15 protein-coding genes are annotated in these 14,561 nt (G+C 67.4%); 6 read left to right on the forward strand and 9 right to left on the reverse strand.

The genetic code is table 11. From position 1 onward, the window contains the following. Positions 1–54: 54 nt before the first annotated feature. The 4 genes from tatB to sigE form a co-directional block, all read right to left on the reverse strand. The gene (tatB, locus tag MKCMC460_RS23740; RefSeq protein WP_236977487.1) at positions 55–435 is read right to left on the reverse strand and encodes a Sec-independent protein translocase protein TatB; all 381 of its coding nucleotides are present in this window, start codon (positions 433–435) and stop codon (positions 55–57) included. After that, positions 435–1,946, reverse strand: coding sequence for a S1C family serine protease (locus tag MKCMC460_RS23745; RefSeq protein ID WP_236977488.1), 1,512 nt, complete (start codon positions 1,944–1,946; stop codon positions 435–437). The genes tatB and MKCMC460_RS23745 overlap by 1 nt, the downstream gene beginning before the upstream one ends. Before the next feature lie 82 nt (positions 1,947–2,028). Continuing rightward, positions 2,029–2,418, reverse strand: coding sequence for an anti-sigma E factor RseA (rseA, locus tag MKCMC460_RS23750; RefSeq protein WP_236977490.1), 390 nt, complete (start codon positions 2,416–2,418; stop codon positions 2,029–2,031). Between the two features lie 170 nt (positions 2,419–2,588). Further along, complete coding sequence (sigE, locus tag MKCMC460_RS23755) at positions 2,589–3,380, reverse strand: RNA polymerase sigma factor SigE (protein WP_236977491.1); 792 nt, start codon at positions 3,378–3,380, stop codon at positions 2,589–2,591. A gap of 203 nt (positions 3,381–3,583) precedes the next feature. Between sigE and MKCMC460_RS23760 the strand changes: the two genes are divergently transcribed. Beyond that, on the forward strand, positions 3,584–4,267 hold the full coding sequence (locus tag MKCMC460_RS23760) for an O-methyltransferase (protein ID WP_236977492.1): 684 nt from the start codon (positions 3,584–3,586) through the stop codon (positions 4,265–4,267). Between the two features lie 9 nt (positions 4,268–4,276). Here MKCMC460_RS23760 and MKCMC460_RS23765 read toward each other — a convergent pair whose 3' ends face one another. Continuing rightward, entirely contained in the window at positions 4,277–6,040 is a 1,764-nt protein-coding gene (locus MKCMC460_RS23765) for a PE domain-containing protein (RefSeq protein ID WP_238304929.1), read from the reverse strand. A gap of 243 nt (positions 6,041–6,283) precedes the next feature. Between MKCMC460_RS23765 and MKCMC460_RS23770 the strand changes: the two genes are divergently transcribed. The 4 genes from MKCMC460_RS23770 to MKCMC460_RS23785 all read left to right on the forward strand — a co-directional run bounded on the left by MKCMC460_RS23770 (position 6,284) and on the right by MKCMC460_RS23785 (position 10,690). Next, the gene (locus tag MKCMC460_RS23770) at positions 6,284–6,922 is read left to right on the forward strand and encodes a TetR/AcrR family transcriptional regulator (protein ID WP_236977493.1); all 639 of its coding nucleotides are present in this window, start codon (positions 6,284–6,286) and stop codon (positions 6,920–6,922) included. Next, complete coding sequence (locus tag MKCMC460_RS23775) at positions 6,912–7,847, forward strand: ABC transporter ATP-binding protein (RefSeq protein ID WP_236977494.1); 936 nt, start codon at positions 6,912–6,914, stop codon at positions 7,845–7,847. Before MKCMC460_RS23770 ends, MKCMC460_RS23775 begins: the two co-directional genes overlap by 11 nt. Positions 7,848–8,759: 912 nt before the next feature. After that, a complete protein-coding gene (locus tag MKCMC460_RS23780; RefSeq protein ID WP_236984353.1) occupies positions 8,760–8,972 on the forward strand; it encodes an isoprenylcysteine carboxylmethyltransferase family protein in 213 nt (70 codons plus the stop codon). Between the two features lie 23 nt (positions 8,973–8,995). Next, a complete protein-coding gene (locus MKCMC460_RS23785; RefSeq protein ID WP_236977495.1) occupies positions 8,996–10,690 on the forward strand; it encodes a CocE/NonD family hydrolase in 1,695 nt (564 codons plus the stop codon). Here the strand turns inward: MKCMC460_RS23785 and glgC are convergent. Further along, positions 10,687–11,901, reverse strand: a complete 1,215-nt coding sequence (gene glgC, locus MKCMC460_RS23790; RefSeq protein WP_238304931.1) for a glucose-1-phosphate adenylyltransferase — start codon at positions 11,899–11,901, stop codon at positions 10,687–10,689. The two genes, MKCMC460_RS23785 and glgC, sit on opposite strands and share 4 nt — an antisense overlap. A gap of 157 nt (positions 11,902–12,058) precedes the next feature. Between glgC and glgA the strand changes: the two genes are divergently transcribed. Continuing rightward, complete coding sequence (gene glgA, locus MKCMC460_RS23795; protein ID WP_238306038.1) at positions 12,059–13,222, forward strand: glycogen synthase; 1,164 nt, start codon at positions 12,059–12,061, stop codon at positions 13,220–13,222. Positions 13,223–13,242: 20 nt separating this feature from the next. Here glgA and MKCMC460_RS23800 read toward each other — a convergent pair whose 3' ends face one another. The 3 genes from MKCMC460_RS23800 to MKCMC460_RS23810 all read right to left on the reverse strand — a co-directional run bounded on the left by MKCMC460_RS23800 (position 13,243) and on the right by MKCMC460_RS23810 (position 14,531). Then, positions 13,243–13,410: a DUF3117 domain-containing protein gene (locus tag MKCMC460_RS23800; protein WP_003406247.1), complete on the reverse strand. Its 168-nt coding sequence runs from the start codon at positions 13,408–13,410 to the stop codon at positions 13,243–13,245. Between the two features lie 177 nt (positions 13,411–13,587). Further along, a complete protein-coding gene (locus MKCMC460_RS23805; RefSeq protein ID WP_236977498.1) occupies positions 13,588–14,169 on the reverse strand; it encodes a DNA-3-methyladenine glycosylase I in 582 nt (193 codons plus the stop codon). Beyond that, positions 14,166–14,531, reverse strand: coding sequence for a DivIVA domain-containing protein (locus tag MKCMC460_RS23810; protein WP_236977499.1), 366 nt, complete (start codon positions 14,529–14,531; stop codon positions 14,166–14,168). Before MKCMC460_RS23810 ends, MKCMC460_RS23805 begins: the two co-directional genes overlap by 4 nt. Positions 14,532–14,561: the final 30 nt, after the last annotated feature.

Consider the following 14,561-nt stretch of genomic DNA (forward strand, 5'->3'; position numbering starts at 1 on the left):
GGCGGTGCTTCTCGTCGCCAGATTTCGCAGCCTGGTTACGCTCGCGGCAACTGGTTACGTGGCGTCGGTGTCGAACGGGGTGCGCTCGGGCGGCGGGGGCGGATCGGCCGGCGCCGGTGGGGCGGGCGGCTGGGCCGGCGGGTCGAAGTTGCCGGTGAAGATCGAGTCGTCCCCGTCGAGCAGGTGTTTGGTGAGTGCGGCCCGCGGCGTCATGCCCCGCAACTTCTGCAGCTCGCTGAGTTGCCCACGGATGTCGTCGAACTCCGGTCCGATGTCCTCACGCAGCTGGTTGGTCATCCCGCTGAGGTAGTCACGGGCTTGCCGCAGCGCGCTCGTCGTCCAGTGAATGGCTCCCGGGAGTCGCTCCGGACCCAGCACCACCAGCCCGACCACGACGAGTACGAGCATCTCCCCCCAGCCGACGTTGGCGAACATTAGCTGGTATCCGGGTCGGGTTTGACCGTCAAGGTGACGTGGCGGCCGTCGCGGACCACCTCGATCTGAGCGTCCTGGCCGATGGTCAGCTGGCGCACCGCGACGACGGCTTCGTCGGAGTCGGCGACCTTGCGGCCGCCGATCTTGACGATCACGTCGTTCTCCAGGATGCCGCCCTTCTGCGCGGGCCCCCCGGCCTTCACGTTGGCCACCTGCGCACCCGAGGCGATCGCGTTGCTCACCGACCGGGTGCTGATGCCCAGCGTCGGGTGCACGATCTTGCCGTCCCTTATCAGTGCCTCCGCCACCAACTTCATTTCGTTCACCGGAATGGCGAAGCCGAGCCCGCTGGCGCTGTCAGACAGCGATTTGCCCGCGCTGTTGATGCCGATGACCTGGGAGTCCATGTCGATCAGCGGGCCGCCGGAGTTGCCGTGGTTGATCGAGGCGTCGGTCTGGATCGCGTCGAGGACGGTGTCGGTGTCCGAGCCCTCCCCTGACAACGGAACCGGCCGGTGCAGCGCGCTGATGATGCCGTGCGTCACGGTGCTGCGCAGGCCCAGCGGAGCGCCCGCCGCGATCACCTCGTCACCCACCCGCACCTTGTCGGAGTTACCGAGCCGGGCGACGCTGAGGTTCTCGACGTTGTCGACCTTAAGGACGGCGAGGTCGGTTTTGGGGTCGCGCCCGACCAGGCTGGCCGGTACCTCCTTGCCGTCGTTGAACACCACCGTGGTCTTGAACTTGCTGGGGTTGGCGGCAGCCTCGGAGATGACGTGGTTGTTGGTCACGATGTAGCCGCGACCGTCGATGACCACACCGGAGCCCTGCATACCCTCCTGGTCGCTCTTGGACTCGATGGTGACCACCGAATCGGCGACGGCGGCTGCCACCTTGGTGAATCGACCGGCCGGCTCCTCGGCGTTGCCGGAGGTCGACAGCGTCACTTTCGAGGTGGTGAACGCCTCGACGACCTCGGCGGTCTTGCGGCCGATCACCCCGCCGATGGCACCGATCAGCAAAGCGATGATCAGCAGGATCGCCAGCGCAAGGTAGGAGACCTTCCCCCCGAACAGCACATCGCGCACCCCGAGCTTGCCGCTGTGGCGCTGCTCGCCGTGCGCCACCACCGCCGGTAATGCGGGCGTCCCCAGGGCCGCGGCGGCACCGGGATCGCGCCACGGGTCGTCCAGTTCCTCGGCCTCGTCCTCGTTCTTCTCGGCCTCCAGCGCGTCGGCGTCGATGGGGTGGCGTTGCAAAGTCTCGGTGGCGCCGTACGGGCGGCCGAACGCGTCGGCGAGCACCGGGTCGGCCGGCTTATCGTGCGGACGGAACTCCGACTGCTCCTGGAACTTCTGTGGGCGCACCCGGTCGGCCACGAAGGATCCCTGCTGCCCGAAAGGACGCCCGAACGTCTGGCGCGAGGACGGGTCGACCGGTGGGCGGTAGATGGGCCGCGGCGCAAGCCGTTCGGTGTCCTGGCCCCTGGGGTTGCCTTCGTCGGAGGTCACAGTTCCTCTTCTAGATCCATTGCTTAACCGGCGTCCGTGTCCACCCTAGTATCCACAGACACTCCGACGGCCGAAGCGCGAGTTAGCGGCGCTTCCGCTGTTCGGGATCGGGGTCGGCGAGGGCGTCGGGAAGCTGCGTCGCATCCTGGTGCGGGTAGTGCGGGATTTCAGAGAGCAGCCCGAGCAGTGAGCTGGGGATGCTGATCGGGTGCGAGTCGCGCAGGGCGGCTCGGGCGCGACTGTGGTCCTCGACCTCGGCCGCACACTCGGGGCACAGCGAGAGATGGTGCGCGGCGCGCAGGTGGGCGTTCATCCGCAGCTCGCCGTCCACGAACGCCGCGATGGCCTCGATCGAGAGGTGCTCGGTGGACCCGAAGCGCCGCGGCGCCCCCACCGGGGCGTCACTCTGCGAGGCGAATTGGGCGGGAAGCCAGGAGAACGCGCGCCGAAACACATGTCCCCGCTCGGCCATCACTGGATCCTTCCGCGTGCGCTGTCCCACCTTGTCGAGCCATCTGTATCTCGAATGTAGCGCGGTGCGGTGCTCGAGAACCGTGTTCAGCCTTTTTAAACCGGAGTATTTGGGATCAGTTGGCAACCCTGCAGTGGCCGAAACGATGGCTCGACCGTCCGCAGGATGGCTCAGCTGGCCGCCGCAACCGATCGGATCTCGGGCTGCAGCCCATGGCCCGGATGGGCGGCCAGGTAGTCCCGCAGCGCCTGACGGCCGCGGTGAATCCGGCTGCGCACGGTGCCCAGCTTGACTCCCAGGGTGGCGCCGATCTCCTCGTAGGACAGGCCTTCGATGTCGCACAACACCACCGCGGCGCGGAACTCCGGCGGCAGCGAGTCGAGCGCAGCCTGCAGGTCCGGCCCGAGCCGCGAGTCGTGGTAGATCTGCTCGGGGTTCGGCTCGTCGGCCGGAACCCGGTCGTAATCCTCGGGCAGCGCTTCCATCCGGATGCGGGCGCGCCGACGAACCATGTCGAGGAACAGGTTGGTGGTGATGCGGTGCAGCCAGCCCTCGAACGTTCCCGGCTGGTAGTTCTGGACGGACCGGAAGACCCTGATGAACGTCTCCTGGGTGAGGTCCTCGGCGTCGTGCTGGTTGCCGGTCAGCCGGTAGGCGAGGCGGTACACGCGGTCGGCGTGCTGACGCACCAACTCGTCCCAGGACGGCATGGTGGCCTTGTCCCCCGTCGCGTCGAAAACCGCTGTGCCCAACGGGGTATCGGACGGTTCCACCCAATCCTGGTCACGCACTGGTTGTGGGTGCGACATGCTGGTCGGGCTCAATGTGGTGATGGTGAGTTCCTCCGGACTTCCCCTGCCATTCAAGGTCGGCAGTTCGTCATTCGCGGCAACGCGAAGTTGCCATTTGGTATTCCCGTCGTCGTTCCCGTCGTCCCGGCCCCAACGTGCTCCGCGTTCCATGGGACTCACCGTCGCCTACCCGAGTGTGGGCGAGGTATGAGCAATCTGAGCTTTGGCTGAGAAACCATACTGTTACCCACATTTCCCAGCCCTTATGCAATCGCGGTGAGCTTGGTCGCACCGCGGGCCCCCGGGCGTGTCGTCCCCTCCCGCACCGGGCGCGCCTGAACAACCACGCCACCGGTTCGGCATACTCTGCGGACATGTCCACTTCCGACGAGCCACCCGGCGCTGACGGCTCGCCCAGCCAGGAGACGCCCAGCAGGGCCGATGCCTTATTGGCGCACGCCGAGAGGTCGATTTCCGAGGACGCGATCCTGGCCGGCGCCCGCGAACGCGCCATGGACAGCGGAGCCGGGGCTGTCACCCCCGCGGTCGGCGCGCTGCTGAGCCTGCTGGCCAAGCTCAGCGGCGGCAAGGCGGTCGCCGAGGTCGGTACCGGGGTGGGCGTCAGCGGCTTGTGGCTGTTGTCGGGCATGAGCGACGACGGCGTGCTGACCACCATCGACATCGAACCGGAGTATGCCCGGCTGGCCAAGCAGGCGTTCACCGAGGCACAGGTCGGCCCGTCGCGTACCAGGTTGATCAGTGGTCGCGCCCAGGAAGTCCTGACCCGGCTCGCCGACGAGTCCTACGATTTGGTGTTCATCGACGCGGACCCGGTCGACCAGCCGGACTATGTCGTCGAAGGGATCCGGCTGCTGCGCTCGGGTGGGCTGATCGTGGTGCACCGGGCTGCTCTGGGCGGCCGCGCCGGTGATCCTGAGGCGCGCGACGCCGAGGTGGCCGCGGTGCGCGAGGCGGCGCGACTGATCGCCGAAGACGAACGGCTGACCCCGGCGTTGATCCCGCTGGGCGACGGCCTGCTGGCCGCCGTCCGGGATTGAGCGCGCCGGTCAGAGCGCGCCCAGCAGCGTCTCGGCGATCGCGAACGGGAAGTGCACCGTGGCGGTGGCCACCTCGCGCGCGCCGTCGCGGACCGCGTTGACGATGGTCGCCGGGTCGCCGGTGAACAGGGCTGAACCTACGTCGTAGCCCGCGAACTGGGGCGCGGTGATGAAGTTGCGGACGTCGACGAACAGCTGGGTCGGCAGGTTCGCCGGTCCGACGGGTGTCCCGTTGTAGCTCAGCATGGTCCAGCCAGTCGCCGGGCTGCCTTGCACCACCACCCCCCCGGTGTTCGACAGCGAGCCGGTGACCAGCAGCAACGGGTTGGGGTTGTCGACCATCATCATCGTGCCGGTCTCGATGGCAAGAGCGCTGGAATATGCCGCGACCTGGTGACTCGAGCTGCTCAGCGCGGTGTTGTACATGGTCTGCACCGCGTTGTTGAAGCCGCTGGCGAAGGTCAGGCCGGTGGGGTTGACGGCGGAGATGCCCAGCATCGGGAAGGCGGGCAACCCGAGTGTCCACACCACGGGTCCGGCCAAGTAGATCAATCCCGCGGGAATCTGCCCCATGCCTTCCAGGAGCCCGGCGTTGATCTCGTTGAGCCCGGGCAACACGACGGGGGTCAGGCTCGGCTGCAGGGTTGCGAGGTACGAGGCGGTCTCTTGCGTCCTGATCATCTGCGAATCGAAGATGCCGGCGAATGCGGGCTGCTGGGCGTGCAGGACGGCGGCGACATTCTGCGCCTGCGTCACACCCAACGCCGTGAGCGGAGGTCCGGGCACCGCCGTGTCGAGCAGGTTGGCCACGTTGCTGGCGGTCTGCCCGTGCCGGATGAAGTCGATGGTGACGATTTCGCTGCTCGGCGGGATGTACGTGGGGCCGCCCTGGCCGATGAACAAACCGGGGTAGCCACGCGTTCCGACGGCCCCGGTCGGGACGCCGGTGCCGCCCATACCGCCGTATCCGCCGTCCCCGAACAACAGCGCCTGGCCGCCGGCGCCGCCGGACCCGCCTGCCAGCACCGTCAAGGCGGCGCCTCCGAGCCCGCCCCGGCCGCCGTTGCCCATCAGCCAGCCGCCGACGCCTCCGCGGCCGCCGGTGCCGCCGTCGTAACCAGCACCGCCGATGCCGCCGGTGCCGATCAACCCGGCATTGCCGCCGTTGCCGCCGGAGGCCAGCACGCCGCCGGTGGGGCTGTAGCCAGCGCCACCGTCACCGAACAGGATGCCGCCCGCGCCCCCGGTCGGGTTCGCCAACGTGCCGGTGGTTCCGTTACCGATCAGCGCCCGCCCGAGCAGCGCATTGGTGGGCGCATTGATGATCGGATCGATCGCCTGGCCGAGCGGGCTGCCAATCCACGCTTGTCCGGCCGTGTGAACCGGCTTGTAGACGAGCGCCTGAAATGCGCCGGACGCAAATTCGTTCAGTCCCTCCAGCGCAGGGGCGGCGATGCCGCCGCCGAGCAGCGTGGCCTCGAACTGCTGCAGGATGGCCGCCTCGGCGCCGCCGTACGACGCTGCTGCAGCGCCCAGATTGCGCACGAACTCCTGGTGATAGGCGGCCGCTTGAGCCGCCGCGGCCTGGTACTCGCCGGCGTGCGCGCCGAACAGGGTCGCGATGGCGACAGACACTTCGTCGGCGGCCGCGGCGGTCACCTGGGAGGTCGGCAGGAGCGCGGTCAGGTTGCCGGTGCTGATTGCCGAGCCGATCTGGGCCGCATTCGCGGTCGCGGTTTCGATCCCATCCAGTGCTGCGACGACAAATGACATTTCGCTACTCCTCGCTGCGTAATTAGGCCGGAGCCATCATGGCACCTCGCCGGATGAATAGCGGGTAAATCGACGAAAAATTCAAAGCATCGCCGATTCGTGTCCGAGCGGCGAGACCTGCGCGTTCGCCGCAGCGCCGGGCCGCGATGCCGCACGTGTCGGGAGCGTCATGCGACCGATGCGTCCGATACTCGCTCAGGAGACCCTTGACGCGGGATTGAACGCCTGTTTAATGTGTTGAACATGCGTTCAGCCGATTTGACCGCAGCCGCTCGGATCCGGGACGCGGCCATCGCGCAGTTCGGCGAGCACGGATTCGGCGTCGGGCTGCGCACCATCGCCGAGGCGGCCGGAGTCAGCGCCGGCCTGGTCATTCATCACTTCGGCTCCAAAGAAGGGCTGCGTAAGGCCTGCGACGAATACGCGGCCGAGGAGATCCGCGGCGCCAAATCCGAGGCAATGAAGTCCAGCGACCCCGCTACTTGGCTGGGGCAGATGGCCGAGATCGAGTCCTACGCGCCCTTGATGTCCTACCTGGTACGCAGCATGCAGTCCGGTGGTGAACTGGCGAAAATGCTGTGGCAGAACATGATTGACAACACCGAGGAATACTTGGCCGAAGGTGTGCAAACCGGCACCCTGAAGCCGAGTCGCGATCCGCACGCCCGAGCCAAGTATCTGGCCATCACCGGTGGCGGCGGATTCCTGCTCTACCTCCAAATGCACGAGACGCCAACCGATCTGCGCGCAGTCCTGCGCGACTACGCCCGCGACATGGTGCTGCCGGCCCTCGAGCTCTATTCCGAGGGCCTGCTGACCGACTACACCATGTACGAGGCATTTCTGGCCGATGAGAAACGAGGAGAACCCGATGTCAGCTGACAGCCAGACACCCATCGAAGTCCGGGGCCTCACCAAGAGCTTCGGCGCGACCCGCGCGCTCGACGGCCTGGACCTGCGGGTGCGCGAAGGCGAAGTGCACGGCTTTCTGGGACCCAACGGCGCCGGCAAGTCGACGACCATCCGCATCCTGCTGGGCCTGGTCAAAGCCGACGGCGGCACCGCCCGGCTGCTGGGCGGCGACCCGTGGACCGACGCCGTGACATTGCATCGCCAGATTGCCTATGTGCCAGGCGATGTCACGCTGTGGCCCGGTCTGACCGGTGGCGAGACCATCGACCTGCTGGCGCGGATGCGCGGTGGCATCGACCCGGCGCTGCGCGCGCAGCTGATCGAGCGTTTCGAGTTCGACCCGCACAAGAAGGTGCGGGCCTACTCGAAAGGAAATCGACAGAAGGTGTCGTTGATCTCGGCGTTTTCCTCGCGGGCCAGGCTGCTTCTGCTCGACGAGCCCACCAGCGGACTGGACCCGTTGATGGAGAACGTATTTCAGCAGTGCGTTGCCGAAGCAAAAGACCGCGGTGTGACGGTGCTGCTGTCCAGTCACATCCTGGCCGAGACCGAAGCGCTGTGCGAGCGGGTGACCATCATTGCGGCCGGCAGGACGGTGGAAAGCGGGTCGCTGGAATCCATGCGGCACCTCAGCCGCACCTCGATCAAGGCCGAGATGATCGGCGATCCGGGCGATCTGGCCCGGATCAAGGGCGTCGAGGACGTCAGCGTCGAGGGCAACACAGTGCGTGCGCAGGTCGACGGCGAAAGCCTGGGCGAATTGATCCGGGTGCTCGGTACCGCCGGGGTACGCAGCCTCATCAGCCAGCCACCCTCGCTGGAGGACTTGTTCCTGCGCCACTACAGCATCAACGGTGCCGGCACGCAGGACCGCGCGGAGGTGCCGGTGCGATGAGCACCACACTTCTGGATCGTCCGGGAAGCCCTGCCAGGCAACGTATTTCCCAGTTTGTCGGCACCCTGGGGTTGCTGAGGCTGTACCTGCGCCGCGACCGGGTGGTGCTGCCGCTGTGGGTGCTGCTGCTGTCGATCCCGTTGGCCAGCGTCTATATCGGCAGCATCGACAAGGTCTACCCGACCGCGGCCGACCGGGCCGCCTTCGCAGCCTCCGTCATGGCCAGCCCGGCCCAGCGGGCGCTCTACGGCCCGATCTACAACGACGGCCTCGGCGCGGTCGGTATCTGGAAAGCCGGGATGTTCCACCTGCTGATCGCGGTCGCCGTCGTCCTCACCGTGATCCGGCACACCCGCGCCGACGAGGAGACGGGCCGGGCCGAGTTGCTCGACTCGACTGCGGTAGGCCGCTACGCCAGTCTGAGTGCCGTACTGCTGCTGTCCTTCGGTGCGTCCGTGGCCACCGGCGTGATCGGTGCCGCCGGACTGCTCACCACCGAGGTGGCACCGAGTGGATCATTGGCGTTCGGGGCAGCATTGGCCGGCTCCGGGTTGGTGTTCACCGCTCTGGCCGCAGTGGCCGCTCAGCTGTCGGCGAGCGCACGGGTGTGCCGCGGCTACGCGTTCGCCGCTTTGGGCGCCGCTTTCACCCTGCGGGCGGTCGGCGACGCCGGATCCGGTGCACTGTCCTGGTTTTCGCCGCTGGGGTGGTCACTGCAGGTGCGGCCGTACGCAGATGAGCGCTGGTGGGTGCTGCTGCTGCACCTGGCCACCACGGCCGTGCTCACCGCGGTCGCCTACCGGTTACTGGCCGCCCGCGACGTCGGTGCCGGGTTGATCGCCGAACGCCGCCGCGGCGAACATCACCGTGGAAGCGGATCAACAGGTGGTATCCACCGGCCTCTACGGCCTGGTGCGACACCCGATGTACGTCGGCAACCTGATCCTGATGCTGGGTTTGCCGTTGGCGCTCGGCTCCTACTGGGGCCTGGTCCTCTACGTTCCGTTGTTAGCGGTGCTGGTGCTGCGAACACTCGACGAGGAGCGGGCGCTGGCAGCCGATCTGCCCGGCTACCGCGACTACCAGCAACGCGTGCGATACCGTTTGGTCCCCAACATCTGGTAGTCGCGGCGCTTAAAGTATCTGGCGTGAACCGCAACTCGGCACCCGCCCTGGATCGGCCGTGGCGCCGTCCGAACGCCCTGGGCTACGCGCGGGACCGGATCGCCGGTGTCGTCAGGCCTCGCATAGCGATCACCGAAGCGCCGGCGGAGGTCATCGTCGATCGCGACGTGGAGGTACCCACCCGCGACGGAACATTGTTGCGGATCAACGTTTTTCGACGATCCGGCGAGTCTCCGCGGCCGGTCATGCTGTCCATCCACCCCTACGGCAAGGACGAACTCCCGCGTCGAAAACGAAAGCGATGGACCTTCTCACGTCAGTACCGCATGATCCGCCAGCCCAGCAGGGTCCAGTTCTCGTCGTTGACCGGCTGGGAGGCGCCGGACCCGGCGTTCTGGACAGCGCAGGGCTTCGTGGTGGTCAACGCCGACGCCCGGGGCTGCGGCCGCTCCGACGGCACCGGCAACCTGCTGTCGCGGCAGGAAGCCGAGGACACCTACGATCTGGTGCAATGGCTGGCCGGCCAACCCTGGAGCGACGGCAACGTCGTCATGCTCGGCGTGTCCTACCTGGCGATCACCCAGTACGCCGTCGCGGCGCTGCGACCGCCCGCGCTGCGGGCCATCTGCCCGTGGGAAGGCTTCACCGACGCCTACCGCGACCTTACGTTTCCGGGCGGAATTCGGGAGACCGGCTTCACCGCCCTGTGGTCGCGCAACTTGGCCCGCAGCACCCGGCAGGCCTACGTCCTGACCGAAGAACAGGACAGACACCCACTGCGCGATGACTTCTGGCGCTCAATAGCACCCGACCTCGCAGCGATCGACATCCCGATGCTGGTCTGCGGCAGCTTTTCGGACAACAACCTGCACAGCCGCGGATCGATCCGGGCCTTCACCCGAACCGGCTCTGAGCACGCCCGCCTCTACACGCACCGCGGCGGCAAGTGGGCGGTGTTCTACTCCCCGGACGCGCAGGCCGAACAGTTGAAATTCTTCCGCGACGTGCTCGACGGCGCGCGGGCCTCGCGCAGCGTTCGGCTGGAAGTGCGGGAGGACCGCGACACCGTTGTGAGCGTGCGGGAGGAGGGCCACTGGCCGCTGGTGCGGACTCGCTGGCAGCCGATGTATCTTGCCGGAGGCGGTGTGTTGACGGCTGAACCACCGCGGCACGCGGGCAGCATCACCTTCGAAACGAGCTCCCGCGCAGCAGCGTTCAATTGGACGGTGGCGGAGGACATCGAGCTCACCGGATCGATGGCCGCGAAGTTGTGGGTACAACTGGACGGTTGCGATGATGCGAATCTCTTTGTCGGCGTTGAGAAATGGCGCGACGGTCGCTACGTCGGCTTCGAGGGGTCCTATGGCTACGGCCGCGACCGGGTGACCACCGGATGGCAGCGCGTCGCACTGCGCGCCCTGGACCCCGAGCTGTCCCAACCCTGGGAACCGGTCCCGGCCTGTGCCGAGCCGGCCGCGGTGTCGCCCGGCGAGGTGACGGAGGTGCAGGTGGCGCTGGGACCGTCGGCAACGCTGTTCCGGGCCGGCGAGCAACTGCGCTTCGTGGTGGCCGGGCGCTGGCTCTCGCCGCGCAATCCGCTGACCGGTCAATTCCCGGCTGCCTATTCCGATCCGCCCCGAGGCCAGGTGACGCTGCGCTGGGGCCCCCGCTACGACGCGCACCTGCTGATTCCGGTGATTCCCCAGCGGACCAGCTAGACCCAGACGCCCTTACCCACCGCGACCACGCCACCGGCGCTGATCGCAAAGCGTTCCCGGTCTTTCTCCAGATCCACGCCAACCATCTCGCCCGGCCCGACGACGACGTTCTTGTCCAGGATCGCGTGCCGCACCACCGCGCCGCGGCCCACCCGCGCGCCCGGCATGACCACGCTGCCCTCCACGATCGCGCCGTCGTCGACCACCACGTTGGACGACAGCACCGAGTTGCGCACCGAGGCCGCCGAGATGATGCTGCCGGCACCCACCACCGACTCCTGCGCCGAGCCGCCGTTGACGAACTTGGCCGGCGCCAGGTTCTCGGTGGCGCCCAGGATCGGCCAGCGCCGGTTGTACAGGTTGAACACCGGATGCACCGACACCAGGTCCATGTGTGCGTCGTAGAACGCGTCGAGCGTCCCGACGTCACGCCAGTACGCGCGGTCGCGCTCGGTGGCGCCCGGCACCTCGTTGTCGCTGAAGTCGTAGACGGCGGCCATGCCGTCCTCCACCAGGTAAGGGATGATGTCGCCGCCCATGTCGTGGTCGGAGTGGTCGTTGTCGGCGTCAGCGCGGATGGCGTCGATCAGCACCTTGGTGGTGAAGATGTAGTTGCCCATCGACACGAAGGTGCTGTCGGGGTCGTCGGGGGTGCCGGGCGGGTTCATCGGCTTTTCGACGAAGTTGCGGATCCGCCCCGACTCGTCGGCGTCGATGCAGCCGAACGCGGTTGCTTCGCTTCGCGGTACCCGGATGCCGGCGACCGTCGCACCGGCGCCGCTGTCGATGTGAAAGCGCACCATCTGCTCGGGGTCCATCCGGTACACGTGGTCGGCACCGAAAACCACGATGTAGTCCGGATCTTCGTCATAGATCAGGTTCAGCGACTGGTAGATCGCGTCCGCCGAACCCGTGTACCAGCGCGGGCCGAGGCGCTGCTGGGCCGGCACCGGGGTGATGTACTCACCCGCCAGCCCGGACAACCGCCAATTCTGCGAGATATGGCGGTCCAGCGAGTGCGACTTGTACTGGGTGAGAACGCAAATCCTCAGGTAGCGGGCGTTGACGAGGTTGGAGAGCACGAAATCGATCAGCCGGTACCCGCCGCCGAAGGGAACCGCAGGCTTGGCCCGGTCGGCGGTCAAGGGATACAGCCGTTTGCCCTCGCCGCCGGCCAGCACGATGCCCAGCACGTGTGGCGCTTCCCTCATGCGCTCAAACCTATCGGCAGCCGCAAGTGGTTGCCACCGGTAGGCCCATGATTGGCGGCGCGGCGGACGGGCTGCCGGTCAAGGTGTTTGGCTCGACGGGCCCGTTCCACACCAGCCCGACATGCGGGCTGCCTCGTCGGCGAACTACGGTGCGGGTATGCGGGTGGCGATGATGACTCGGGAATACCCTCCGGAGGTTTACGGCGGAGCCGGTGTCCACGTCACCGAATTGGTGTCCCAGCTGCGCAAGCTGTGCGCGGTCGACGTCCACTGCATGGGCGCGCCCCGTCCCGGCGCGATCACCCATCAGCCCGACCCGCGGCTGCGCAGCGCCAACGCCGCGCTCTCGACGCTGTCCGCGGACCTGGTGATGGCAGACGCCGCCAATGCGGCCACCGTCGTGCATTCGCACACTTGGTACAGCGGCATGGCCGGACATCTGGCCAAGCTGCTCTACGACGTCCCGCACGTGCTGACCGCGCATTCGCTCGAGCCGATGCGGCCGTGGAAGGCCGAACAGCTCGGCGGCGGCTACCAGATCTCCTCCTGGGTGGAGCACACCGCGGTGCTGGCCGCCGACGCGGTGATCGCGGTCAGCTCCGGCATGCGCGACGACATCCTGCGGGTCTATCCCACCCTGGACCCGAATCTGGTGCATGTGATCCGCAACGGCATCGACACCGAGTTCTGGCATCCCTCCGGTGCCGTGCACACCGGGTCCGTACTGCAAGAGTTGGGTGTCGACCCAAACCGGCCCATCGTGGCGTTCGTCGGCCGCATCACCCGGCAAAAAGGCGTCTCGCACCTGATCGCGGCCGCGCACCAGTTCAACCCGGACATTCAGTTGGTGCTCTGCGCCGGCGCGCCCGACACCCCCGAGATCGCCGAGGAGGTGCGCTCCGCGGTGGCTAACCTCGAACGCAGCCGCACCGGGGTCTTCTGGGTGCGCGACATGCTCCACAAGACAAAACTGCGCGAAATACTTTCCGCGGCAATAGTTTTCGTGTGTCCGTCGATCTACGAGCCGCTCGGCATCGTCAATCTCGAGGCGATGGCCTGTGCCACGGCGGTAGTGGCGTCCGACGTCGGGGGCATACCCGAGGTGGTCGTCGACGGAGTCACCGGCTCACTGGTGCACTACGACGCCGACTTCCCGGACGCGTTCGAGGCGAGGCTGGCCGAGGCGGTCAACGCGCTGGTCACCGATCCCGCCAAGGCACACCACTACGGTCGGGTGGGGCGTCAGCGCTGTATCGACGAATTCTCCTGGGCACACATCGCCGAGCAGACGCTGGACATCTACCGGAAAGTGTGTGAGTAGCAGCCCCGTGACGGGCAGGTTCAGCTGGTGACGCCCTTGAGTTCATCGCCCAGCGCGGCGGCTTCGTCGGGAGTCAACTCGACCACCAGCCGACCGCCACCTTCAAGTGGTACCCGCATCACGATGCCGCGCCCCTCCTTGGTTGCTTCGAGTGGACCGTCGCCGGTCCGGGGCTTCATCGCCGCCATCGAGTGCTCCCTCCAGATTCGATCTGGCCCGCTGCCGCGGACCTGGTCGGCGCCGAGCATGCCCCGCCAGTGAATTTCCCGCCATACCCGACTTTGAACTGCCAAATCACCCCCCTATTGTTCCCTATCGCGGGGACCAGGTGCACAAAGACCCGCATCTAGTGCCAACTGAGGTTGTCAATTCTCGGTTGGCCGCACCCAGCAGGCGCGGACGTGGTCGTCGACCATGCCGGTCGCCTGCATCAGCGCATAGGCCGTGGTGGGTCCGACGAAGCGGAACCCGCGACGTTTGAGTTCCCGCGCCATCGCCTTCGATTCCGTGCTCGCTGAGGGGATTTCGCTCAGCTCGGCGAACCGGGGCCGCGGTTCGGGAGCGAACGACCACAGCAGGTCGGACAGGTCCTGAGGCGAACCGAGCTCTGCGGCTGCGCGGGCGTTGGCGATCGTCGCCTCGATTTTGGCCCGGTTGCGCACGATAGACGCGTCGGCCATCAGGCGTTGCACGTCGGCATCGGTGAACCGGGCGACCTTCTCCACATCGAACCCGTCGAAGGCGCGCCGGAACTCGGGTCGTTTGCGCAGGATGATCAGCCACGACAGACCGCTCTGGAACGCTTCCAGGCTCATCCGTTCGAACAGTGCCACCCCGTCTCGCACCGGGCGGCCCCACTCGTAGTCGTGGTAGTCGCGGTACAGCTCAGCGTCGGGTCCGGGCCGCGTTTCGGCCCAGCCGCAGCGAACCAGGCCGTTCTCGGTCACGTCGGGCCCGAGCGCTCGGCGTCAACGGGGTCGACGCCAGGTTCGGCCACTGGCGCTTCGGCCGGCGTCTCGGCTCCGGAAGCCTGCAGTGCGGCCACCTGCCCGCGCAGTATCTCGATTTCGCGGGCCAGCCGGTCCAGCACCCAGTCCACTTCGCTGGTCTTGTAACCGCGCATCACCTGCGTGAACTTGACGGCGTCGATGTCGGCGCCGGTAACCCCGAAGGCCGGCAGCACGGTGGCCGTCGTCGCGCGCGGCAACGGCGGCAGCGGCTCGCCGCGGCCGAACAGCAGGCTCGCCGCGCCGAACAACACGATCGCCACCAGAACCAGCACCACCAGGTACAGCAACACCAACGCCACGAGAGTCGATCTTGCCCTACTGCACCGACA

This window comes from Mycobacterium sp. 20KCMC460 (genome assembly GCF_022179425.1).
GTDB classification, from domain to species: Bacteria; Actinomycetota; Actinomycetes; order Mycobacteriales; family Mycobacteriaceae; genus Mycobacterium; species Mycobacterium kiyosense.

What these genes read in the sequence shown, in the direction of transcription:
- tatB (WP_236977487.1), bottom strand. Translation starts at nt 435, where the DNA reads ATGTTCGCCAACGTCGGCTGGGGGGAGATGCTCGTACTCGTCGTGGTC.
- rseA (WP_236977490.1), bottom strand. Translation starts at nt 2,418, where the DNA reads ATGGCCGAGCGGGGACATGTGTTTCGGCGCGCGTTCTCCTGGCTTCCC.
- sigE (WP_236977491.1), bottom strand. Translation starts at nt 3,380, where the DNA reads ATGGAACGCGGAGCACGTTGGGGCCGGGACGACGGGAACGACGACGGG.
- MKCMC460_RS23760 (WP_236977492.1), top strand. Translation starts at nt 3,584, where the DNA reads ATGTCCACTTCCGACGAGCCACCCGGCGCTGACGGCTCGCCCAGCCAG.
- MKCMC460_RS23765 (WP_238304929.1), bottom strand. Translation starts at nt 6,040, where the DNA reads ATGTCATTTGTCGTCGCAGCACTGGATGGGATCGAAACCGCGACCGCG.
- MKCMC460_RS23770 (WP_236977493.1), top strand. Translation starts at nt 6,284, where the DNA reads ATGCGTTCAGCCGATTTGACCGCAGCCGCTCGGATCCGGGACGCGGCC.
- MKCMC460_RS23775 (WP_236977494.1), top strand. Translation starts at nt 6,912, where the DNA reads ATGTCAGCTGACAGCCAGACACCCATCGAAGTCCGGGGCCTCACCAAG.
- glgC (WP_238304931.1), bottom strand. Translation starts at nt 11,901, where the DNA reads ATGAGGGAAGCGCCACACGTGCTGGGCATCGTGCTGGCCGGCGGCGAG.
- glgA (WP_238306038.1), top strand. Translation starts at nt 12,059, where the DNA reads ATGCGGGTGGCGATGATGACTCGGGAATACCCTCCGGAGGTTTACGGC.
- MKCMC460_RS23800 (WP_003406247.1), bottom strand. Translation starts at nt 13,410, where the DNA reads ATGGCGGCGATGAAGCCCCGGACCGGCGACGGTCCACTCGAAGCAACC.